General features: G+C 62.7%; 18 protein-coding genes. 8 read left to right on the top strand and 10 right to left on the bottom strand.

Features of this window, described 5'->3' with window-relative positions; all coding sequences use genetic code 11:
* Nucleotides 1–23: 23 nt before the first annotated feature.
* The 4 genes from cas3 to AC3A6M_RS11160 all read right to left on the bottom strand — a co-directional run bounded on the left by cas3 (nt 24) and on the right by AC3A6M_RS11160 (nt 6,428).
* Nucleotides 24–2,489: a CRISPR-associated helicase Cas3' gene (cas3, locus tag AC3A6M_RS11175; protein WP_487852906.1), complete on the bottom strand. Its 2,466-nt coding sequence runs from the start codon at nt 2,487–2,489 to the stop codon at nt 24–26.
* 175 nt (nt 2,490–2,664) lie between these two features.
* Complete coding sequence (locus AC3A6M_RS11170; protein WP_487852792.1) at nt 2,665–3,909, bottom strand: tyrosine-type recombinase/integrase; 1,245 nt, start codon at nt 3,907–3,909, stop codon at nt 2,665–2,667.
* Nucleotides 3,910–4,135: 226 nt separating this feature from the next.
* On the bottom strand, nt 4,136–4,663 hold the full coding sequence (locus AC3A6M_RS11165; protein WP_487852791.1) for a DUF2726 domain-containing protein: 528 nt from the start codon (nt 4,661–4,663) through the stop codon (nt 4,136–4,138).
* Nucleotides 4,664–4,673: 10 nt separating this feature from the next.
* Nucleotides 4,674–6,428: a class I SAM-dependent methyltransferase gene (locus AC3A6M_RS11160; protein WP_487852790.1), complete on the bottom strand. Its 1,755-nt coding sequence runs from the start codon at nt 6,426–6,428 to the stop codon at nt 4,674–4,676.
* A 146-nt stretch (nt 6,429–6,574) separates the two neighbouring features.
* On the opposite strand from AC3A6M_RS11160, the gene AC3A6M_RS11155 reads away from it, so the two are divergent.
* Both AC3A6M_RS11155 and AC3A6M_RS11150 read left to right on the top strand, forming a co-directional pair.
* On the top strand, nt 6,575–7,081 hold the full coding sequence (locus AC3A6M_RS11155; RefSeq protein WP_487852789.1) for a lysozyme: 507 nt from the start codon (nt 6,575–6,577) through the stop codon (nt 7,079–7,081).
* Nucleotides 7,078–7,515 carry a hypothetical protein gene (locus AC3A6M_RS11150; RefSeq protein WP_487852788.1) on the top strand — a complete coding sequence of 146 codons (438 nt, stop codon included), beginning with the start codon at nt 7,078–7,080 and terminating at the stop codon, nt 7,513–7,515. Before AC3A6M_RS11155 ends, AC3A6M_RS11150 begins: the two co-directional genes overlap by 4 nt.
* Before the next feature lie 24 nt (nt 7,516–7,539).
* On the opposite strand, the gene AC3A6M_RS11145 is transcribed toward AC3A6M_RS11150, so the two are convergent.
* Complete coding sequence (locus AC3A6M_RS11145; protein ID WP_487852787.1) at nt 7,540–9,039, bottom strand: amidase; 1,500 nt, start codon at nt 9,037–9,039, stop codon at nt 7,540–7,542.
* Between the two features lie 66 nt (nt 9,040–9,105).
* On the opposite strand from AC3A6M_RS11145, the gene AC3A6M_RS11140 reads away from it, so the two are divergent.
* Nucleotides 9,106–9,837 carry a transcriptional regulator gene (locus tag AC3A6M_RS11140; protein ID WP_487852786.1) on the top strand — a complete coding sequence of 244 codons (732 nt, stop codon included), beginning with the start codon at nt 9,106–9,108 and terminating at the stop codon, nt 9,835–9,837.
* Nucleotides 9,838–9,843: 6 nt separating this feature from the next.
* On the opposite strand, the gene AC3A6M_RS11135 is transcribed toward AC3A6M_RS11140, so the two are convergent.
* A complete protein-coding gene (locus AC3A6M_RS11135; RefSeq protein WP_487852785.1) occupies nt 9,844–11,973 on the bottom strand; it encodes a TonB-dependent receptor plug domain-containing protein in 2,130 nt (709 codons plus the stop codon).
* Between the two features lie 138 nt (nt 11,974–12,111).
* Between AC3A6M_RS11135 and AC3A6M_RS11130 the strand changes: the two genes are divergently transcribed.
* The 3 genes from AC3A6M_RS11130 to AC3A6M_RS11120 are packed head-to-tail and all read left to right on the top strand — an operon-like array spanning nt 12,112 to nt 13,137.
* Entirely contained in the window at nt 12,112–12,441 is a 330-nt protein-coding gene (locus AC3A6M_RS11130) for an ArsR/SmtB family transcription factor (RefSeq protein ID WP_487852784.1), read from the top strand.
* Nucleotides 12,442–12,449: 8 nt separating this feature from the next.
* Nucleotides 12,450–12,707 (top strand): hypothetical protein, encoded by a 258-nt coding sequence (locus tag AC3A6M_RS11125; protein WP_487852783.1) that lies wholly within the window; start codon nt 12,450–12,452, stop codon nt 12,705–12,707.
* A gap of 19 nt (nt 12,708–12,726) precedes the next feature.
* Nucleotides 12,727–13,137 carry a hypothetical protein gene (locus AC3A6M_RS11120; RefSeq protein WP_487852782.1) on the top strand — a complete coding sequence of 137 codons (411 nt, stop codon included), beginning with the start codon at nt 12,727–12,729 and terminating at the stop codon, nt 13,135–13,137.
* 15 nt (nt 13,138–13,152) lie between these two features.
* Here the strand turns inward: AC3A6M_RS11120 and AC3A6M_RS11115 are convergent, their stop codons facing one another.
* Complete coding sequence (locus AC3A6M_RS11115; protein WP_487852781.1) at nt 13,153–14,490, bottom strand: alpha-amylase family glycosyl hydrolase; 1,338 nt, start codon at nt 14,488–14,490, stop codon at nt 13,153–13,155.
* 213 nt (nt 14,491–14,703) lie between these two features.
* Between AC3A6M_RS11115 and AC3A6M_RS11110 the strand changes: the two genes are divergently transcribed.
* The gene (locus AC3A6M_RS11110; protein ID WP_487852780.1) at nt 14,704–15,654 is read left to right on the top strand and encodes a porin; all 951 of its coding nucleotides are present in this window, start codon (nt 14,704–14,706) and stop codon (nt 15,652–15,654) included.
* A 49-nt stretch (nt 15,655–15,703) separates the two neighbouring features.
* Complete coding sequence (locus tag AC3A6M_RS11105; RefSeq protein WP_487852779.1) at nt 15,704–16,141, top strand: hypothetical protein; 438 nt, start codon at nt 15,704–15,706, stop codon at nt 16,139–16,141.
* Between the two features lie 148 nt (nt 16,142–16,289).
* Here the strand turns inward: AC3A6M_RS11105 and AC3A6M_RS11100 are convergent, their stop codons facing one another.
* From AC3A6M_RS11100 to AC3A6M_RS11090, 3 genes are all read right to left on the bottom strand, one after another.
* Complete coding sequence (locus AC3A6M_RS11100) at nt 16,290–17,330, bottom strand: SDR family oxidoreductase (protein ID WP_487852778.1); 1,041 nt, start codon at nt 17,328–17,330, stop codon at nt 16,290–16,292.
* Nucleotides 17,331–17,358: 28 nt separating this feature from the next.
* Nucleotides 17,359–18,393, bottom strand: coding sequence for an SDR family oxidoreductase (locus AC3A6M_RS11095; protein WP_487852777.1), 1,035 nt, complete (start codon nt 18,391–18,393; stop codon nt 17,359–17,361).
* 319 nt (nt 18,394–18,712) lie between these two features.
* Complete coding sequence (locus AC3A6M_RS11090) at nt 18,713–19,735, bottom strand: sulfate ABC transporter substrate-binding protein (RefSeq protein WP_487852776.1); 1,023 nt, start codon at nt 19,733–19,735, stop codon at nt 18,713–18,715.
* Nucleotides 19,736–19,756 lie beyond the last annotated feature (21 nt).

The raw sequence follows: 19,756 nt of genomic DNA, 5'->3' as shown, positions 1-19,756 counted from the left end.
TTCCCCTCCATTGAAATGGCAGGTTACGCCGTCAGGCCAAACTCCATGCTGTAATATTCTGGACGCAAGGAGAAAATACCTGTGCCGTCGACAATTTCTTCAATCGCACCGTCGCGCGAAAGCCTAGCAAATTCGTGCGGAAATAAATTGATCGAGAACTGTTGCGCGCATCGCAGAAATACAAGTCGGCTTGTGGTATCGCCGTTGTCGCGCAGATTGCTTATGAGTTCATTGCCTTCGTCCCCATAGGGCACGATTACCCCCTGAGTCGGTGCATCCATAGCGCGGAATGCGTTCGCGGCCGTCATGAACGCTTGTCGCAGCACTAGTGGCGGCGACGTGCCTTGGTTATCGCCATAGGCACCTACTGCAAGTAAATTTTCTGCAAGTAAGTTCAACAGCGTGTCATCGCGTAAGGCATCCTCCGGCGGTACTGCATACGCCATCTCGCCGGTACGCTGGAAGAAATAATGGCTGAAGTACGTTTCCATGGCGACAGGGGTGAGTAAATCACCACCGAACTCCGCTGGGTTTTCCTCGAACTCTGCCAAGAGCCGTAAGGTAACATCCCGGCCGACGCGGATATCTGTGAGTTTCTCGATCTGCTCTTGCGCCGGATTGATCACATGTACTCGACCGGTGGGGCGACATCCATTGCGGTTGCATCGGCCCGCGGCCTGGGCGATTGAATCAAGGCCGGCGACATGTCGGATTACCGAGCCGAAGTCAACGTCCACACCAGCTTCGATTAACTGAGTGCTGATGCAAAGCATCGCCGCTCCTTGATCCAGTCGGAGGCGGATCTCGGCCAAGATTTGGCGTCGATGGGCCGGACACATCGATGTGCTCAGGTGATAAACCGGATACTCGGCTGTCTGCTTGCACGTCAGATACAGCGAGAGCGCCGCCTTGCGGGTGTTGACGATGGCAAGGCAGCTACCACTCTCTTTGACCTCCGCAGCAGCGAGTTCTGCGACCTCGTCGTCGGCCCAGCCACCTGGTCTGTAATGTGGTAAGAGATCGGTGCGTTTGAGCGCATCGAATAGCTCGCTAACATTCGGAATGATTTCGTCACGCGATGAAAATCTCGCTGCGCCCTTTTTCGAATCGACCACGTTGAGAAGGGGCTGAGTGGCCGTGCAGAACACCACACTGCTACCGCATTGCTCGACCAAGAAATTCATTGCATTGTTGAACAGATGGACGCAGCGCACCGGCAACGTCTGGACCTCATCAAAGACAATGACCGCATTGGCCAGCTGATGCATGCGCCTGGCGTCGCGGGTGCCAGCTCCAAATAGCGCTTCTAGTAACTGGACGCTCGTAGTGTAGACGACCGGGGCGTCCCAGTTTTCCGACAACACCTTCGCGCGCCAGGTCTGCTTTTCTGGCGTGAGATTGGAGTGATGCTCCAGCACTACGCTTCCTGCCTTAATACTTTCGTGAGCAGGTTCCAGTACACGCCGCGCGACGTCTGCGTTCTGGTCAATGATCGACGTAAAGGGGATTACGAAAATTACTCGGTCGAGACCGTGTTTGTTTGCATGCTGCAACCCGAATCTCAGACTGGCAAGTGTTTTTCCACCACCTGTCGGCACCGTTAACGTGAAAAACCCTTGTTTTCGCTCAGCGGCCTCACGGCAATGTCTCGCAACATCACGACGAAGCTGATCGATTGGGCTGGTCCCCGTCAAACTGTCGAGATGACTCTCCAGTCGTCTAATCAGTTCAGGCCATTCGGCGTATTGCCCCAAGTACCTAGTATGCTGTGCAGGAGGAAATTCGAAGTCGGCAGTATCGATCCGATCAGCGTCGATGAGGCAACTGAACAAGAAGCGCAACAACATTCCCATCTTGAAATGAAGTATGGGCTTGCTAGCGCCGTCTTGTTGCTCCTGGCGCATGATGTTATGCAGTGCCGCCTGCAGGCTATTGACTAGTTCTGCGTCCTCAAACAGTTCTGCAACCCGGGCCATGACAGAGGCATCGACATGGCATAAACACTCATGCAGGTGCGTATCCACCTCCGCTTTGCTCATGCGGCGCGTAAAAACGTCTTTTCCATCTGGGGCAATGCAGTCGATCAGGCCAGAGTGATGGGAGGCTACGCACAGAGCCAAGATTTGTGCGCACAACGTGCTCATAGTGCCCCGGTTCGATAGGGTCTGCCAGATGAGTTGCGCGCCGGCCGTAGAGTGGTCGATTTGACCGTGCAAGTGCTTGGCCTCGACGAAATTATCCGCATCCTGGTCTATGAGACCGACGGCCGAGCCGAGGTAGTCTTGAAAAGCCTTGCTGTACTTACCAAAGTCGTGCAGCAGGCCAATCAGTTCGCCTGCTGCAGCAAGGCTTACCGATTTCTCGTCTTTTTTTTCACCAAAGTGGATTTTCGAGGCATTTCGAGCTGACAGCAGCCCTACTGCCCTGAGATGCTCTTGCAATGAATGGACTTCGCCATCAGTCTGGCGGCGATGCGCGATGAACTTCACCAAGCTGAGCGATGGGTTCATTATTGCAAAAGGTAAAAATTGTCGAAAAGTTAATTCGTGTGATCAAGCTTAGCACGGCTTCTAGTTCTAATGAAGTATTTTGTATCCGTTCGGTCGAGTAAGGACGCGATACAGAAGTTCGAAAGAATGTTTGAATGAAAAGGTTGTCCGCTGGCTATTCAGAAGGCGTTTTTGCAGGCCATTCACAACAGAAATTGCTCCAGTCGCACATCAAATCTCGTCTTTTTAACATTAGGGTGCCACGCGCGTAGGCCGCTTCGGTTTGATCCTTCAAACCGTGGGCTAAAGCGTGCTCTATGACCTCACGGAAATGATGCGTGCACTCGCCAGCCCAGTCTCGGAAGGTTGATCGGAATCCGTGCGTGGTCAGGTCCGATCGGCCCATTCGTTTTAGCAGGGCGAGCATGGCCATGCCCGATAGTGCCTTACCCCTAGGCGATCGAAAGAGTGGGCCGTCTCGGTGGTTCAGGCTTCGCAGCAATTCGACAGCGGGGGCTGATAGCGGTACGCGATGTTCTTTCCCGGCTTTCATTCGACCCGCAGGGATCGTCCATTGGCTGCTGTTCAGATCGATTTCGTCCCAAGTAGCGCCAATGACTTCGCCCGTCCTGCTGGCTGTCAAGATCAAGAACTGCAGGGCTTTTGCTGCAGAGCCATCTTGAACCGCAAGGTCCGCGTAGAATCCAGCGACCTCGGAATAGGGCAGTGCTGGGTGATGCCGAATGCGGCGTTTCCGCGATATGGCCGGGAGTAGTTCCTTGAGATTCCCAGCCCAGGTCGCTGGATTGTCGCCCTGCATCATTCCCTGCGCCTGTGCCCAGTGGAAGATCGACTCGATGCGCCCGCGAACCCGCATCGCGGTCTCGTTCTTGGTTTGCCAGATCGGCCTCAGTACGTCGAGGACGTGCGCCTTCGTTACCAAATCAATCGGTAAGTCGCCGAAGACCGGTGATGCATAGGTGCGTAACGTGTTTTCCCATTGCGCTCGGTGTTTGGCATTCTTCCAAGAGACACCGTGCGTCGCAATGTACTCGGCGGCGCATAGGTCGAATGTCTTGCGACGAGCATTCTTTCGTTCGAGGTGTCGTGCTTGTTCCTTGCGCGCTGCCTTTTCGGCGAGTGGGTCGATCCCGAGCAGCTTGATCTTCTGGGTCCGGATTTCCTGTGCACGCCGGCGAGCATCTTCCAGAGATACGTCCGGATAACTGCCGAGCCCCATCATCCTTGCCTTACCGTCGAGCATGTACCGTAGTGCCCACTGCTTCAAGATGCCATCGTCCGGCTGGGCTGAACTACCCTCGCGCACGCGCAGTACCAAGCCTGGGGGCTTACCTACCGCATAGGTTCCCGGCTTTGAAAGTTTTTTAATCTGAAGTGCTGTTAAAGCTGGCTTCGTCATGGCTTGTTTGGAAGGCTACGAAAAGGTTACAAATTTTTTGTGCGATTCGGTAATCCTACGTGACTCACGTTAATCCAGCAAGGACAAAGTGCTGGCTCTCTTCATAGAGAGAAGCCGGGCTTGGACAACACAAAGTAAGACGACATGATCCGACCTGTTGGGAAGACACCGCTTCCGCCAAGCATACTGAACAAGAGCCCCACGAGCTGGGGCTTTTTTCGTCTTCTCATAAAGCCGATGCCTTTACAGGAGCAAGCGACGGCTCAGTCCGACTGTTTCTCGCCTCAGGTATCGTAGGCTCGAGGACCAGCGCCCGGATTGCGTCGACTTTAGGTTTGTCGCGTGACTGAAACCTGATCGTCCGAATTCCCGCCTGCTGCAGCCGAGCATCCCGCAGTTGATCCTTGGCGCGCGAATGCGTTTTGTCGTCCAGTTCGACGACGGCGACAACCTCGCAGCTCCTGGTGCAAACAACGTAATCCACCCGCTGCTGGGCAATCCGCAGTCTGTCGCTATGCGCGATCTTCTTGTCGCCGCTCGCCGCGTCGAGCAAGGCCGACATGGCAACTTGAGGAAAAATGTAGTGCTCGGGAAGCGCAACGACGAGCCTGCCGAAAAACTCCGCCTCGTTATCGGTCATAAACTTGCGCTGCTTGTACGTCCCGGTTCGGCCTTTGCCTTTCGTATTCTTCAACAGCGCTACGATGAAGCATGCTGCCAGTACGACGAGTATGAGGAAAAGAGAGATTTTCATGTCAGTGAGTTCAATTAATACTCGGCTGGGGCAGGGAGCTGCCAGCCTCGGTTCGATTGCGGATGCTGGCGTTGGATGGCTCCCAAGGCCGCAGGCCCTGATCCTTGCTCAGCCTGATGCGATGCACCTTCATCGCATCAAGGACGTCCGCGGGCTCCGGATTGGTTACGAGAATAGGCAGGGTCTGTGAAGCTTCGAGGAAGAACTGCCGGCGCATACCCTCGCTCTGGTTTAGGAAGGCGTCGCTCCACCAGTCGCTGATGGTGGAGCTGGCGCGCTCCAGCGCAGCCTGGGTGACCAGACGATTCGACTTCTGGATATTGATCTGCCGTGCGGCCGGCATCAGGTTCCATGCGTCTCCGCAGGGCCATGCGGCAAAGGGGAAGCAGTGGTCCACGTCGTACTCGTCCCGCAGGCGAGCGCCCGACCATACGCAGTACACCGGTTTGCCGGCAGTTCGAATACGATCGACCGCCGCCCTGGCGAAACTCGTGTCTCGCGCGGGGTCCACCCAGGTCAGTAGTGAGTGCGCCAGAGTACGGACGTCGGGTCTTCCGTCGGCGCCATACAATTCGATCAGCCTGACCCATTCCGACACCAATACGGGCTCGATCCATACGTTGTAGTGGGTCAGCGCCTGCCAGATGTCGAGCGGTATGCGGAAGTCACCGAGACTCCATAGAAAGGCTTCATCGATCTGGATCTGGGTGGGCGTGGAGACCATTCTGCGTCGCGTGACCTCGAAGATGGGGTTGTCGCTGGATGGCCAACGCAGGTAAGTTGCAGGCATGTTGCGTATCACCTGCGAAATCTCCGAAAGGCTACGATGCAGATGCTTTGCAGTCTGCCCGCTGAACATGGAGCCGACCCGCAACTCGACGGCAGTGATAGGCCTCAGCGCAAGGAAGTTGTCTGTGACGAAACCAGGGCCGAGTCCAAAGCGTGATACAGGCATTTGCGGCAGCGCGTTTTCGATCAGCGGCTTGTACATGCGCATCCAGAAGAGCGATACGAGACCGAGTGGCACGACCACGGAGTCCGGTTCATAACGGGCCAATCCCGCTGCGGTATCGGCGATCCGGGCCAGTACGCGGAGGAGCGCGATCTTGTAAGTCGACGACTTCTCGTCAACCAGGATCAGATGCCGCAGCAAGGGTAGAGCACCAAGACCGTCGTCGGGAAGCCCCAGCACGACGTTCGTCCACGACACCTCGCTCCGGCCAAGCTTATCGTCGCTGTCGGTCGTGTGAACCACACGCAGGCCGAATTGTGTGGCAAGGCTCGACAGTTCCGGCAAGGACACTTCATACATGGCGCGCTCGGTGTCGGGCGGCCCAAGCCGGAGGCTGATCGCAATGCGGCCTTTTGGCGCCAGCAGTGTTACCAGCTGTCTCAAGGAGCGCTGGCGCGCTGCCGGCGGAACGTGCATCCAGACGGCAGACAAGTGGATGAGATCAAAGCTCAGGCCAAGGCGTCGAACGTTCGCGAGGTCCGGCAAGCTGTCGGACAGCCAATGTATCCGGCTTGACGGGTGGAGTTCCCGAGCATGAGCGAGCATGGCGTCGGATGGCTCGACGGCAACCACATCGTATCCATTCGCAGCGAACCAGGCCGCATCACGGCCCGAACCAGCACCGACATCGAGTACCGTTCCGCCAGGTGCGGGAAGCATGTCCAACAGCCCCGCGTGAACATCCTGGAAGGACAGCGACTCGTACTGGGTGACCAATCGCTTGGCGTGCTGTTCGTAATGAGGGATAGACATATCGACCGTTGGTGTATTGCTGTTGAGCTACAGACTATTGAATATTGTAATCTGGAACTGTTCAACATCTACACTTGATCTTTTCCAACATGAGTTCCCAGCGCTGGCCCAACACTGCCAATTTGCTCTCACATTGGAGGTAAGGCATGCGCATGAGTACCGAAGGCCGCGCCAATCTGCATCAGCGCGAAAAGCTGGTCATGAAGTTCTACGACGACGGTGGTCGTCCAGGTGTCGGCCATTGCAGCTACGGTTTCGGAACCTTGGTGCATAAAGGGCCGTGCACACCCGAAGAACTGAAAACCAAAGTAACCGACGACATGGTGAAAACCTCGTTCGAAGGCCACTTGAGAGAGGCCGAGCAGGCGGTCGAACGGCGCGTCAAGGTAACGCTGAGCCAGCAGCAGTTCGATGCGCTCGTGAGCCTGACCTATAACGCCGGCGCTCACGGATCGCGTGACGTCTACAAGCTGGTCAATGCCGGAAAAATGAAGGAAGCCGCCGACCTGATATCCCGGATGGTCTATTCCACTCAAAAGAAGCAAGGCAAGAAAGTACTTGTCCTGATGAGCGGTCTGGTCGCCCGGCGCAAGCAGGAGAGCGCGCCATTTCGGGAAGGCGGCGAGAACGAAACGAGGAGGGCTGCGAAATGAAAACGCTTTTCGGTTACCTATGTCTGGCCATGCTGTTTGCCATCTCTTCACTGGCATACGCGAAAGATCCGCTCGCCGATCTCTATGGTACCTGGAAAATCCGCGCCATCATCGGAGGCGGCGCAGTCAGCAGCATGTCGGACAGTGAAGCCCGGCAATTGATCGGCAAAACTTTCACGGTCAAAGCAAAGCGCTTCATTTTCAACGGCCAGCCCTGCACCGACACGAGTTATGAAGAAACCGTCGAAGATACAGTCGGCCACTTCGAGCGGGAATGGAATACGGCGGTAAAGGATATTCCGCTTCCCGATCCGGTGACGGTCATCGATACCGGTTGCAATACCCTGTATCCACTGAAGAACGGCAAGCTGATGGTGGCGGAGAAGGGGGTGTTTTTCGAGGCCGCCAGAATGAAACCTTCACGATCTCACTAAATCAGAGCGCGGCGCGGCGGCTCATCACCCCCGCGCCAACCCCGGCAAGCGTTCGAACCAAGGCTGCGCCTCCTCCAACTGCCGCGCCAATTGCAGCAGCCTATCCTCACTCCCAAACGGCCCCACAAACTGCACCCCCAGCGGCAACCCATCCGGCGTCCAATACAGCGGCACGCTCATCGACGGCGTCCCGGTCAGATTCGACAGCTGGGTAAACGGCACATAGCGCAGATTATCGGTAGCGATCTTCTGCACCGTCGAATCGAGCAGCCCAAGCCGCGCCAGCACGCCCAGCACCCCGGTCCCGTGCAGGAAGCCCAGCAAGCCCTTTTCCAAGCCCGAAGGATCGCCGGTGCCATGCGTGATCGGCGGCGCAGCCAGGGTCGGCGTCAGCAGCAAGTCATACTGCGCATGGAAGGCGGCAAGCGCACGCGAAAACTCGTTCCAGCGATTCAGCTGCGTCGTCAACTCCACCGCCGACACGCTCGACCCGAGGGTAACGAGAATCCGGTTCATCAGCTCCAGGTCACGTTCGCGCGCCCCAAGCGATTTAGCGCGAGACACCGCAGCCGGGATCTGCCCGAAGTACATGTGCAGATAGCTCTGCGCCAGCGCGGCACCATCGATCTGCGGCGCCGCTTCCTCGACATGATGACCGAGCGACTCGAGCAAGCGCGCAGAACGCTCAACCGCACGAACCGCCTCCGGATGCACCTCGGTCCCGATCGGTGAAACAGTAGTGAACCCGATCCGCAAGCGCCCCGGCTCCCGCCGCATCGCCTCGGCATACGGCTCGGCGGGCGGCGCGATCACGAACGGATCCCCGGGCTCCGCACCCTGCAGCACATCCAGCGCCAGGGCCGAATCGCGCACGCTGCGCGAGATGACGCCTTCGCTCGATGCCCCGAACCAGACCTCGCCGATACCCGGCCCGGACGACACGCGGCCCCGCGACGGGCGCAGGGAGAACAGGCCGCAGCAGGCCGCCGGGATGCGCAGCGAGCCGCCGCCGTCGTTCCCGGCCGCCATCGGCACGATGCCCGCCGCGACCGCCGCCGCCGCGCCGCCGCTCGAGCCGCCCGGCGTGCGCGTCAGGTCCCAGGGATTGTTCGTGCGGCCGAACAGCTCGGGGTCGGTCACGGCGCGGATCGCGAATTCGGGCAGGTTGGTCTTGCCGAAAATGACCAGGCCGGCCTTCAGGTAGCGCTCGACCACGTGGGCATGGCGAGAAGGGACGACGCCCGCCATCGAACGGCTGCCGTAGCTGGTCGGGATGCCGGCATAATCCTGCACGCCATCCTTGATCAGGAAAGGCACGCCGCCGAATGGCCCGACGGCCGCACCGGACAAAAGCTGCGCACGCGCCTCGTCCTCCATCAGCCGCACGATCGCGTTCACGCTGCCATGCACGCGCCGATGCTGGCCCAGCGCCAGGTCCAGCAGTTCGGCCGGGCGTACGTCGCCGCGCGCGACAGAGTGGGCGAGGGCGGTGGCGTCGCTGGCAAGGTAGTCGGCAAGCTGCATTGGCATCCCTATGTTGTTATGGTGTAATCTGACACCATATATTGTCATAGAAGAAACCCGACCGCAATGTCCGAAGTTTCCCAACTCCTCACCACGATCAAGCGCCAGCTCAAGCTGCAGGGCAAGACCTACCGCGACGTCGCCGCGTCGCTGCAGCTGTCGGAGGCCAGCGTCAAGCGCCTGCTGACCTCCGATACCCTGGGCGTCGATCGCCTGGTCGAGATCAGCAATCTGCTCGGTTTCACTTTGGCCGAACTGGCCCAGGAGGCGGCGGTCACCGCAAGCCGGCTCAGCACCCTGAGCGCGGCGCAGGAAAAGGAGCTGGTGTCGGACACGCGCCTGCTGCTGGTGGCCGTGTGCGCATTGAACCACTGGACGTTGCAGGACATCCTGGCCGTCTACAAACTGACCGAAGCGGAGTGCCTCCAGAAGCTGCTGCACCTGGACCGCCTGCACCTGATCGCCCTGATGCCCGGGAATCGGATCCGCCTGAACGTGGCGCGCGATTTCGACTGGCTGCCCAATGGGCCGATCCGCCAGTACTTCCGCACCGAGGGTTTGAACGATTTCCTCGACTGCGGCTTCGACAAGCCAGAACAGTCGCTAGCCTTCACCCACGGCATGCTGACGGAGAGCGCGCTGGCGCGCATGCAGGCCGAGCTGCGCCAGTTGCGCGCCCGCTTCGCCGAGCTGCACCAGGAAAGCCTGGCTTCGCCGCTGCCCAAGCGCCGCGGCAGCGGCCTGCTGCTGGCCCTGCGCGAATGGGAGCCGGCGGCCTTTACCGCTCTACGACGTTAAGCGCTCCTACAGGCTCTGCTCCCACATCGCCCGCCACACCGCGCGGGTGCGGTGCACGTAATTGCTCGTCAGGTCTTCGTCGCCGGCGTAGACGCTGCGGGTGAGGTAGTCCCGGTGCAGCAGGTCGGACACCGACAAGCGCAGCCTGGACTTGGACGAGCGCTTCCACACCGCGTACAGGTCGAGCTGGCGCTTGCTGCCGCCGTAGTCGGCCAGCAGCGGACTCTGGCGCGACGCATAGCCGCTGCGATGGCTGTAGGTACCTCCCAGCTCGACCGGCTGGCCGCTTGCCGCGTAGTCGAGGCTGATATTCCCGCTCCAGTAAGGCTGGCCGGCGATGCGGTTGTCCGGTCCCGCCACCGCTTCCAGGCGCGACCAGTTGCGGGCCAGGTTCAGGCGGCCGGCCAGCGCACCGCGTTTGGTCCTGGCCTCGAACTCCAGCCCGCGCACGGTGGCGGAGCCGACGTTGTCCGGGGTGACGATCCAGACGCCGCCCTGCTGGAACACGCGGTCCAGGGTGATGTCGCGGATGCGCTTGGCGAAGGCGCTGACGCTGAGCATGTCGTCCTTGCCCACATAGTGTTCCCACGCCAGGTCGGCGCCGAGCGCCAGTTCCGGCCGCAGGTTCGGGTTGCCCTGCTGGTCGGGGTTGGTGGCGCTGTTGTTGTTGTCCACCGTGTAGCGGCGCGGCATGAGCTGGAAGATCTGCGGCGCCTTGTAGGTCCGGCTGACGGCGAAGCGGAACTGGTCGCGCTTGCCGGCGTCCTCCTGTCCGGCGGGCTTGAACAGGGTCTTGAAGATCGGGCTCCAGACGCCCGAGTCGACGTCGACCGGGGCATGCGCATTGCCTTCGCCGCTCGTGTGCAGGTCTTCGCGGCGCAGGCCCAGGTATGCCGACCAGGCCTCGTTCAGGTCCCACTCGTCCTGGATCCAGAAGGCGGTGCGGCGGACCGTGGCCCGGTAAGCCTCATCGGAGGACAGCAGCGGCGCGCCGCCCGCATCGAACTGGTGCTCGCGCCGGAATTCGCCGCGCCGCGTGCGGCCGAGTTCCCAGCCGACGGCCAGCGCGTGCGTCTTGAAGATCGGCTGCCGATAGCTGCCGTTGAGGCTCAGGCCGCGCTCGGACTGGCCGGAACCGACGTGGTGGGTCTCGAGCAGGGTGGCGGCAGGGTCCATGCCGCGGTAGAGGAAGTCGGCGTCGAGCGACTTCGCATAGACGGACAGCTTGGCGGAAAAGCGCGCGCCCTGGTCCAGCTTGCGGGTCCAGGACAGGTCGGCATAGCCCTGCGGCGGCGAGTTGGCGCGGTAGCTGCTGCTGCCGTGCGGGAAGCTGCTCGGCGCGCCGATGCGCGTGTCTTCGCGCTCGGACTTGGTGTTGTCGATGCGTTTCCAGCGCACGTAGCTCTGCGAGGACAGCGTGTCGCGGCTGCTCGCCTGCCAGTCCAGGCGCGGCGACAGTTCCAGCCGGTCATCGCGCTGGCGGTCTTCCCAGGCCGTGCTGCGCAGCAGGGGACGCGCGCGGCTCTCCTCGGTCGCCACGCCGGCATGGGTTTCCGCCCGGCGCGTGAGGGTGGCCACCAGCGTGTAGGCCAGTGCGCCCGTGCGGCCCGAGCGCTGGGCGTTGAAGCTGGGCGCCAGGCGCCCGTCGGCGACGGCGCCGCCGGCCTTCACCTCCAGCTGCGGCGCGCCGCTCTTGCCGGCCTTGCGCAGGACGATGTTGATGGCGCCGGCCACCGCCTGGCCGCCGGTTTCGGCGGTCGGTGCGCGCAGGATCTCGATGCGTTCGACCAGGTCGGGGCTGATCTCCTCCAGCGCGAAGCCGGCAGGGGCGGGCAGGCCGTTGAGGAGGATGGCCACATAGCCGCTGCCCAGTCCGCGCATGCGGATCGCCGGCTTGCCGGGCGCGCCGTCGATGGTGATGCCGGGCTGGCGCTTGAGCACCTCGGTCAGCGACGCATCGCCCTGGCGCGCGATCTCGTCGCGGCTGACGACGATGGCGGCGGTGGTCGATTGGGCGCGCTGCTGGAGGGCGCTGGCGCTGACCGTCACCGTTTGCATGGCCCCGGTTTGCGCGAAGACGCTGGCGTGGAAGGCGAGCAGCAGGGCTGCGGCGATGGCGGTGCGGGTCGTGGTCATGGAATGTTTATCTTGCTCGATGCCAAGACTATGCGGCGCGGCTGGTACGCCGGGCAAGCCCCGTGGGACGAATCGCCGGCAAGCTGTGACGGCACGATTTCGCTTGACTTGTTTTCACGTGTAAGGAATTATTGACACGTGAAAGACGAAAACGAATCCATCGACGGCGACCGTCTGCTGGCCGTGCTGGCCGCGCTGGCGAGTCCGCACCGGCTGCGCATCGTCGCCGCGCTCGCGACCGGCGGACGCAACTACGTGAGCCAGCTGGCGCGCGACATCGGCCTGAGCCGCCCGCTGCTGCACCTGCATCTGCAGAAGCTGGCGGAGGCCGGGCTGGTCACCAGCAAGCTGGAGCTGTCGGCGGACGGCAAGGCGCTGAATTATTTCGAGGTGGCGGATTTCGCGCTGCCGCTGGCCCCCGGCCTCATCGCCGAAGCGGTGAAGACCCTGAACAACAAGGAAGAGTAGAGGTTGCCATGTCCAAAGACGTTTATCTGCTGACCCTGTGCCTGCCGCTGCTGACGGTGCTGCTGGTGGTCGCCATCCGGCATGTCTCGGCCGTGCTGCAGGCCCGGGCGAAGTCCGCGCAAGACGAGGCCTATCGCCAGCTGGCGGCCCAGGCCGCGCAATCGCAGGCGGAGACCGCGGCGCAACTGGCCGCCATGAGCGCCACGCTGGCCAGGCTGGAATCGCGCACGGCGAGCGTCGAGCAGATCCTGAAGCAGGTCGAATGATCAATCCAAGGAGGCTGTCATGAACGAGGTATCGCTGTTCCGCCTGTACCTGTTGCGCGCGATGTACCTGTTCATCGTCGCCGGTTTCGGCATGTTCATCTGGCCCGGGATCCTGCGCCACCAGGGACCCTGGGAATTGATGCAGGGCGTGGTCAACTGCATGCTGGTCGCCTTCTGGACGCTGGCGCTGTTCGGCCTGCGCTATCCGCTGCAGATGCTGCCCGTGCTGCTGTGGGAATTCGTGTGGAAGATGGTGTGGCTGGCGGCGGTCGGGCTGCCGGCCTGGCAAAGCGGGCAGATGGACGCGGCGACGCAGGCGAATGCCTTCGCCTGCGCCTTCGCGCTGCTGATCCCGCTCGTGGTGCCTTGGCGCTATGTGTTCGCGCACTATTTCATGAAACCCGGCGACCGCTGGCGCGCCAGCGCCTGAGCCGCCGGGACGGGATCAGCGTCCCTTGATGGGTTCGATGCGGTAATCCCAGGCAGGCAGTAGCTGCTGCTTGCCGCCGGCCAGCGCAAACTTCTGCGGCGCATCCGACAGGTTGACGGTGATCTTCACCGTGTTGCCGTCGCGCTTGCGCTGGAAGGCGAAGACCTTGTCGTTGCCGGTGTCCAGCACCTCGACGGCGCCGCCGTACTGGCCGTTCCACAGCGCAGGGTTGTCGTGCTTGAGCTTGAGCAGGCCGGCGTAGAAGGGCGCGTAGGGGTAGCTCTTCCACTGGATCGGGTCCTTCTCGAAGAACTCGATGCGCTTGTCGAGCCCCGCTTCCTGGCCGCCGTAGATCAGCGGCATGCCGGGCAGGGTGGCGGCCAGCACCGCCATCGCCTTGAAGGCCGGGCCGTACAGTTCGACGTCGCTGCCCGCCCATGAATTCTCGTCGTGGTTGGAAGTGAAGCGCATGCGGTAGGCGCCCGGCGGGAAAGCTTTCGGCGGGTGCGCCAGGAATTCCTTCAGCGCGCGCGCATCCTTCTTGCCCTTGGCGATATCCTTGAACAGGTCCTTCGTGTCCCAGCCGTAGGTCATGTCGAAGGCGTGCTCGTGCAGTTCGGGCTTGTCGGCTTCGGCCAGCATGAAGACCGGCTTGATGCGGTCGAGGGCGTCGCGCGCCTGGTTCCAGAACGGCGTCGGCACCTTGCCCGCGACGTCGCAGCGGAAGCCGTCGATGTCGGTCTCGCGCACCCAGTAAGTCATCGCATCGGTCATGCCTTTCCACAGGCCCGAGCCGGGTTTGGACCAGTCCAGGCCCGTCACGTCGGTCCAGTACTCCGGCTCCGCGCCCTCGGTGTAGGTGACGGGGAAGATCTCGCCTTTCTCGTTCAGCAGGTACCAGTCCTTGTGCTCGACCGTCCAGGGGTTGTCGAAGGCCGTGTGGTTGGCGACCCAGTCGATCAGCACTTTCATGCCGAGGCCGTGGGCCTGCTTCACCAGGTCCTTGAAGTCGGCCAGGGTGCCGAATTCCGGATTCACGGCGGTGTAGTCGCGCACCGCGTAGTAACTGCCCAGCGTGCCCTTGCGGTTCTTTTCGCCGATCGGCTGGATCGGCATCAGCCACAGGATGTCCACGCCCATCTTTTTCAGCCGCGGCAGGTGGGCGGCGAAGGCCTTGAACGTCCCTTCCTTCGTGTACTGGCGGATGTTGACTTCGTAGATGTTGGCATTCCTCGACCAGGCCACGTGGGTCATCGGGGCCACCGCCGCATCGGCGGCGAGGGCGGGGAACGCGGCGAAGACGCCGCTCAGTGCCAGGGTGGCTGTAGCAAGAGTACGGGTGAGTTGTCTCATTATCGTCGTTTTCCTGTAGTTTAGTTACATACTGGTTTGCCGATTCTATACCGGAAAGGGCTCGATGCCTAGGACGAGAGCGCCACCGGTGCAAGTTGCCACGTCGGAATACGCCGACAAGGACACGAGCCAAGTTCTTGCGCCCTTTGTGCGATTTTGGACAGAGCAGGGGAGTAAAGACGGGCTACTGTGTAAGCGTACTGAGGATTAGCCATGAAGACGCCGCCCATCATCGCCATCGTATTCTGTGGAGCCGCCCGGTTCGCGTTCGCACAGGACGCGGCCGGGGGAGGACACGACATCGCCGTCTTTACCGGCGTGCCCAGCCGCAACCACAGCGCGGACTGGGCCACGCCGCCACGCCACGCCTACGGCCAGCTCGACCTCCAGTCCCCGTTCGGGGACGTCGAGGGTTTCACGCTGGGCCGCCAGTACAACCTGGAATACCTGAGCGTGGCCGATGTCGGCGATCCCTTCCATACCGGCACGGCCGGCAAGGCCAGCAACCTGGTCGCGGCGAACGGCCTGCGCGCCAACGACAACGTGCGCTATTACAGCAGCCGTAGCGGACAGCTCTCGACCGGCGCATCCTGGACCGTCGATACCCTTGGCGGCGATCCGATGGCCGACCGCGCCTGGGGCATGACGGTCGGCGTCGACATGGGCGCCTTCTCGCTGCGCGCCGCGCACCAGAACCGCCACGTGGCCCAGGTCCACCTGTACGACCTGGCCGGCGCGAACATGGATGCGAAGAACTCGCTGATCGCCGCCAACCTGCGCATGCGCTGGGGCACCGCCTATGCGGCCTATGCGGCGAATCGCGGCTGGGGCAGTTCGCCCCTGTACAACCCGGACAACCCCTACGGCGCCGGGGTGGCCAGCACGTCCTCGACCGACAGCCGCGACACCCTGGTGGGCGTGGCGGTGCCGATGACGCGCTCGACCACCTTCCTGGCGTCCTTCATCCGCAAGAACGACCGCGACCCCGCCAACCGCGACGCCCGGCAGTTCGCGGTGGGCGCCAGCTACGTGGTGTCGCGCAAGACCGACTTCTACGCGGCGATCTCGCGCACCGTGACCACCAACGGCAACGGCCTGCTGATCAGCGGCGTGCACCCCAGCGGAAGTTCCGCAGTGAACGTCGGCATGCGCCATGCGTTTTGAATTTGGGGTAGCCTGACCTTATGACTTATTGCATTGAATCGGAGGATATATGACTGGCTCGAGCACACTTGACCCGGATAACTTCCCGGGCGCACCAGACCGTAGCCTTGGCAAAGGCCACGGCGTCGATGCCCTTGGCCCGAGCGACGTGACCGACAGCGGCAGCGACGTCGTCGGCGGCCCGGGCTTCGCGGCCAACCTCGACCCCGACCAGATGCTGGACCTGGACAAGGGCACGACCTCGGACAACGAGGAAAGCTATGCCCACGACAGCGCCGGCGCCGACATGGGCGATCCGAACCTGGAGAGCGACAGCGACTTCGGCGGCACCGGCGAGCGCGCCGCGGCCGGCCGCGACCTGCGCGTCAAGGACGGCAACGACATCGACACCGACCACATCGAGTCGATCCCGAACCTGCCGCTGACCGACGAGGACGTGGACTTTCTCGGCAGCCAGCCGCCGCGCGGACCGGCGCCCGGCAAGTAAGCGGGAGCAGGACGAAAAAACGGGCGGTGCGAACCGCCCGTTTTCGTTGGTGGGCGTAATGCGCACGTCCGCGTGGGCACGTGGTGCCCACCTTACGGGGCGCGTGTTCGGTAAAGCGTAGGGTGGGCACCTCGTGCCCACGGTTCCATCAGGCGTGCCACACGTTCCGCGGTGCCGGCCGCCGCATCAGTCCCCACGCCGCCAGCAGCGCCCCGCCCACCAGCATTGTCTTCACGGGCGTGGAGCGCAACTGGTAGGCCTGGTACAGGCTGCGTTCGGCGGTCTTGTGCGGCAGGTCGTTGCGCTGACGGAGTTCGCGCGCCGGATCGGGCGCGTACAGGGCATCGCGCCGGTCCGGGCGGTTCGGCTGGTCCGGTTGCTGTTGCTGGCGGAACGCCGTCGCCCGCATCAGGCCGTCGAGCGGGCGCGGCAGCACGGCGCCGAGCGTCGATACCAGCTTCGCGCGGCCGCCCACGAACAGGTCGCGTTCCGGCGTCTCGGCCGCGTGCAGGATGGCTTTCGCCACCAGCTCCGGCGCATAGACCGGCGGCGGCAGGTCGGGCTCGTGTTCCATGTAGTTTTTCGCGTGGGCCGTGAACGGGGTATCGGTGCTGGCCGGCTTGACCAGGGTCAGCGAGAGCGGCGCCTGGTCCTTTTCCAGTTCCATGCGCAGCGATTCGGTGAAGGCCTTCACCGCGTGCTTCGACGCCGCATACGTCCCCATCAGCGGCACCGCGCGGTCCGACACTTCGCTGCCGACGTTGATGATGGCGCCGCCGCCATGCTGCTTCATCAGTTTCACGGCCGTCAGGCTGCCGTGCACCACGCCCCAGAAATTGGTCGCCATGACGCGCTGCATGTCTTGCAGCGAGGTCTGTTCCTGGCTGCCGTAGACGCCGATGCCGGCATTGTTGACCCAGGTGTCGATGCGGCCGAAGCGCTCGATCGCCGCCTGGCCGATGCGCTCGACATCGGCCGGGTTGCCGACGTCGGCCGCCACCGTGACCGCCTCCACGCCGCGCTGGCGCATCTCGTGCGCCAGCGTGTCCAGCGCATCGCCGTCGCGCGCCGCCAGCACCAGCCTGGCGCCGGCTTCGGCCGCGGCCCGCGCCGTCACCAGGCCGATGCCGCTGGTGGCGCCGGTGAGGACCATCACTTGCTCGTTCAGTTTCTTGAGTTTGACTGACATGGCTGCTTCTCTCCTATTCTTTTTGCATTCAGTAGGCACTGCGCAGGGTGGGGCGGCGCGCCAGCTTCCAGGCGGCGAACAGGGCGCCGGCGCCCAGCAGGGCGGGCATGATCTTGTTCGCGCGCAGCGAGACCGCGGTGTAGGGGCAGTGCTCGGCCACGTGGGCGTCCATGCCCTGGCGCTGGCGCAGCGCGTTGTGCGGGTCGGGCTGGTGCAGGGCGTCGCGGCGGTCGGGGGCGCTGGGCTGGTCGGATTGCTGCTGCCTGAACATCGTCGCGTTCATGACCTTGTCGAGCGCGCGCGGCATGGCGAAGCCGGCCGACGAGATGGCCTTCGAGGCGCCGCCGACGAACACGTCGCGCTTCGGATGCTGGGCCGCGTACAGGATGGAGCGGGCGACGATCTCCGGCGCGTAGATCGGCGGCGGCAGGGCCGGCTCCTTCTCCATGTAGTTTTTCGCGTGCACGGTGAACATGGTGTCGATCGCGGCCGGCTTGATCAGGGTGACCGACAGCGGCGCGCCTTCCTTCTCGAGTTCCATGCGCAGGGCGTCGGTGAAGGCCTTCACGGCATGCTTGGAGGCCGCGTACAGGCCCTGCAGCGGGATCGAGCGGTCCGACAGTTCGCTGCCGAGGTTGATGATGGCGCCGCCGCCGCGCGTCTTCATGTGCTTGACGGCTTCGAGCGAGCCGTGCACCACGCCCCAGTAATTGGTCTGGAACAGGCGCTGCATGTCTTCCAGCGCCACGTCCTCGTTGCGTCCGAAGATGGAGATGCCGGCATTGTTGACCCAGGTGTCGATGCGGCCGAAGCGTTCCATCGCCGTGGCGCCGATGCGTTCGACGTCTTCCGGCTTGCCGACGTCCGCCGTGACGGTGGCGACCTTGCCGCCCTTGAGGCGCAGCTCGCTGGCCAGCGTGTCCAGCGCCTCGCCGTTGCGGGCTGCCAGCACCAGCTTCGCGCCTTGCTCGGCGGCCATGCGCGCGGTGGTCAGGCCGATGCCGCTGGTGGCGCCGGTGATGACCATCACCTGCTCGTCGATCTTGCGTAATTGCACTGACATGACTTGCTCCTCTTGTTTGGCTTGTGAACACGACAATCGTGCTCCTAACCGGGATTTCAAGTCATTTTTTTAAGACGTCGTCCCCGCGATTCAAATACGTCGTCCCCGCGATTCAAATACGTCGTCCCCGCGCAGGCGGGGATCCAAGGGTGTGTGCGCTAACGAAACGCATGCAGAACTTGGACCCCCGCCTTCGCGGGGGCGACGGTAAAGGTCGCGGGGGCGACAGTAAAGGTTGCGGGGGCGACGGTAAAGGTTGCGGGGGCGACGGTAAAGGTTGCGGGGGCGACGGTAAAGGTTGCGGGGGCGACCGGGTTTCTTACTTCCTGCCCGGCTGATAGATCTGATCGAACACCCCACCATCCGCAAAGTGCGCCTTCTGCGCCTTGGTCCATCCGCCCGCCACCTCGTCGATCGTGAACAGCTTGATGGCCGGGAATTGTGCCGCGTACTGCTTGGCATACGGCTCGACCACCGGGCGGTAGTAGTGCCTGGCCGCGATCTGCTGGCCTTCGGCGCTGTACAGGTATTGCAGGTAGGCTTCGGCCACGGCGCGGGTGCCGCGCTTGTCGACCACCTTGTCGACCACGGCCACCGGCGGTTCGGCCAGGATGCTGCTCGAGGGCGCGATGATCTCGAATTTGTCCGGGCCGAGTTCCTTCACCGCCAGCAGGGCTTCGTTTTCCCAGGCCAGCAGGACGTCGCCGATGCCGCGTTCGGTGAAGGTGGTGGTGGCGCCGCGCGCGCCGGAGTCGAGCACCGGCACGTTCCTGTACAGCTTGGCCAAATAATCGCGCGCCGTCGCTTCGGTCGCACCCGGCAGGCGCAGGGCGTAGCCGTAGGCGGCCAGGTGGTTCCAGCGCGCGCCGCCCGAGGTCTTCGGGTTCGGCGTGATCACGGACACGCCCGGCTTGACCAGGTCGGCCCAGTCGCGGATCTGCTTCGGGTTGCCCTTGCGGACCAGGAACACAATGGTCGAGGCATACGGCGCGCTGCGGTGGGCAAGGCGCTGCTGCCAGTTGTGCGCGATCAAGCCACGTTCGCTGATAGCATCGATGTCATAGGCCAACGCCAGCGTGACGACGTCGGCGGACAGGCCGTCGATCACCGAGCGCGCCTGCTTGCCGGAGCCGCCGTGCGACTGCTTGACGGTGACGTTGTCGCCCGTCTTCGCCTTCCACTGGCGGGCGAAGGCCTGGTTGAAATCCTGGTACAGCTCACGGGTCGGGTCGTACGACACGTTCAGCAGGGTGATGTCCGCGGCGAGGGCGGCGGAATGGCCCAGGGCAAGGCCGGTAAACAGCGCGAAGGCCAGCGCAGTGGCGATTTTTTTATGGAACATCGTTTTCTTTCGAACAGTGAG

It is taken from the genome of Telluria sp. Soil_C_11, from assembly GCF_057657395.1.
Note: the sequence above shows the minus strand (reverse complement) of the source record. Positions and strands in the feature narration are given on the sequence as shown.

What these genes read in the sequence shown, in the direction of transcription:
- AC3A6M_RS11170 (WP_487852792.1), bottom strand. Translation starts at nt 3,909, where the DNA reads ATGACGAAGCCAGCTTTAACAGCACTTCAGATTAAAAAACTTTCAAAG.
- AC3A6M_RS11165 (WP_487852791.1), bottom strand. Translation starts at nt 4,663, where the DNA reads ATGAAAATCTCTCTTTTCCTCATACTCGTCGTACTGGCAGCATGCTTC.
- AC3A6M_RS11160 (WP_487852790.1), bottom strand. Translation starts at nt 6,428, where the DNA reads ATGTCTATCCCTCATTACGAACAGCACGCCAAGCGATTGGTCACCCAG.
- AC3A6M_RS11155 (WP_487852789.1), top strand. Translation starts at nt 6,575, where the DNA reads ATGCGCATGAGTACCGAAGGCCGCGCCAATCTGCATCAGCGCGAAAAG.
- AC3A6M_RS11150 (WP_487852788.1), top strand. Translation starts at nt 7,078, where the DNA reads ATGAAAACGCTTTTCGGTTACCTATGTCTGGCCATGCTGTTTGCCATC.
- AC3A6M_RS11145 (WP_487852787.1), bottom strand. Translation starts at nt 9,039, where the DNA reads ATGCAGCTTGCCGACTACCTTGCCAGCGACGCCACCGCCCTCGCCCAC.
- AC3A6M_RS11140 (WP_487852786.1), top strand. Translation starts at nt 9,106, where the DNA reads ATGTCCGAAGTTTCCCAACTCCTCACCACGATCAAGCGCCAGCTCAAG.
- AC3A6M_RS11135 (WP_487852785.1), bottom strand. Translation starts at nt 11,973, where the DNA reads ATGACCACGACCCGCACCGCCATCGCCGCAGCCCTGCTGCTCGCCTTC.
- AC3A6M_RS11125 (WP_487852783.1), top strand. Translation starts at nt 12,450, where the DNA reads ATGTCCAAAGACGTTTATCTGCTGACCCTGTGCCTGCCGCTGCTGACG.
- AC3A6M_RS11120 (WP_487852782.1), top strand. Translation starts at nt 12,727, where the DNA reads ATGAACGAGGTATCGCTGTTCCGCCTGTACCTGTTGCGCGCGATGTAC.
- AC3A6M_RS11115 (WP_487852781.1), bottom strand. Translation starts at nt 14,490, where the DNA reads ATGAGACAACTCACCCGTACTCTTGCTACAGCCACCCTGGCACTGAGC.
- AC3A6M_RS11110 (WP_487852780.1), top strand. Translation starts at nt 14,704, where the DNA reads ATGAAGACGCCGCCCATCATCGCCATCGTATTCTGTGGAGCCGCCCGG.
- AC3A6M_RS11105 (WP_487852779.1), top strand. Translation starts at nt 15,704, where the DNA reads ATGACTGGCTCGAGCACACTTGACCCGGATAACTTCCCGGGCGCACCA.
- AC3A6M_RS11100 (WP_487852778.1), bottom strand. Translation starts at nt 17,330, where the DNA reads ATGTCAGTCAAACTCAAGAAACTGAACGAGCAAGTGATGGTCCTCACC.
- AC3A6M_RS11095 (WP_487852777.1), bottom strand. Translation starts at nt 18,393, where the DNA reads ATGTCAGTGCAATTACGCAAGATCGACGAGCAGGTGATGGTCATCACC.
- AC3A6M_RS11090 (WP_487852776.1), bottom strand. Translation starts at nt 19,735, where the DNA reads ATGTTCCATAAAAAAATCGCCACTGCGCTGGCCTTCGCGCTGTTTACC.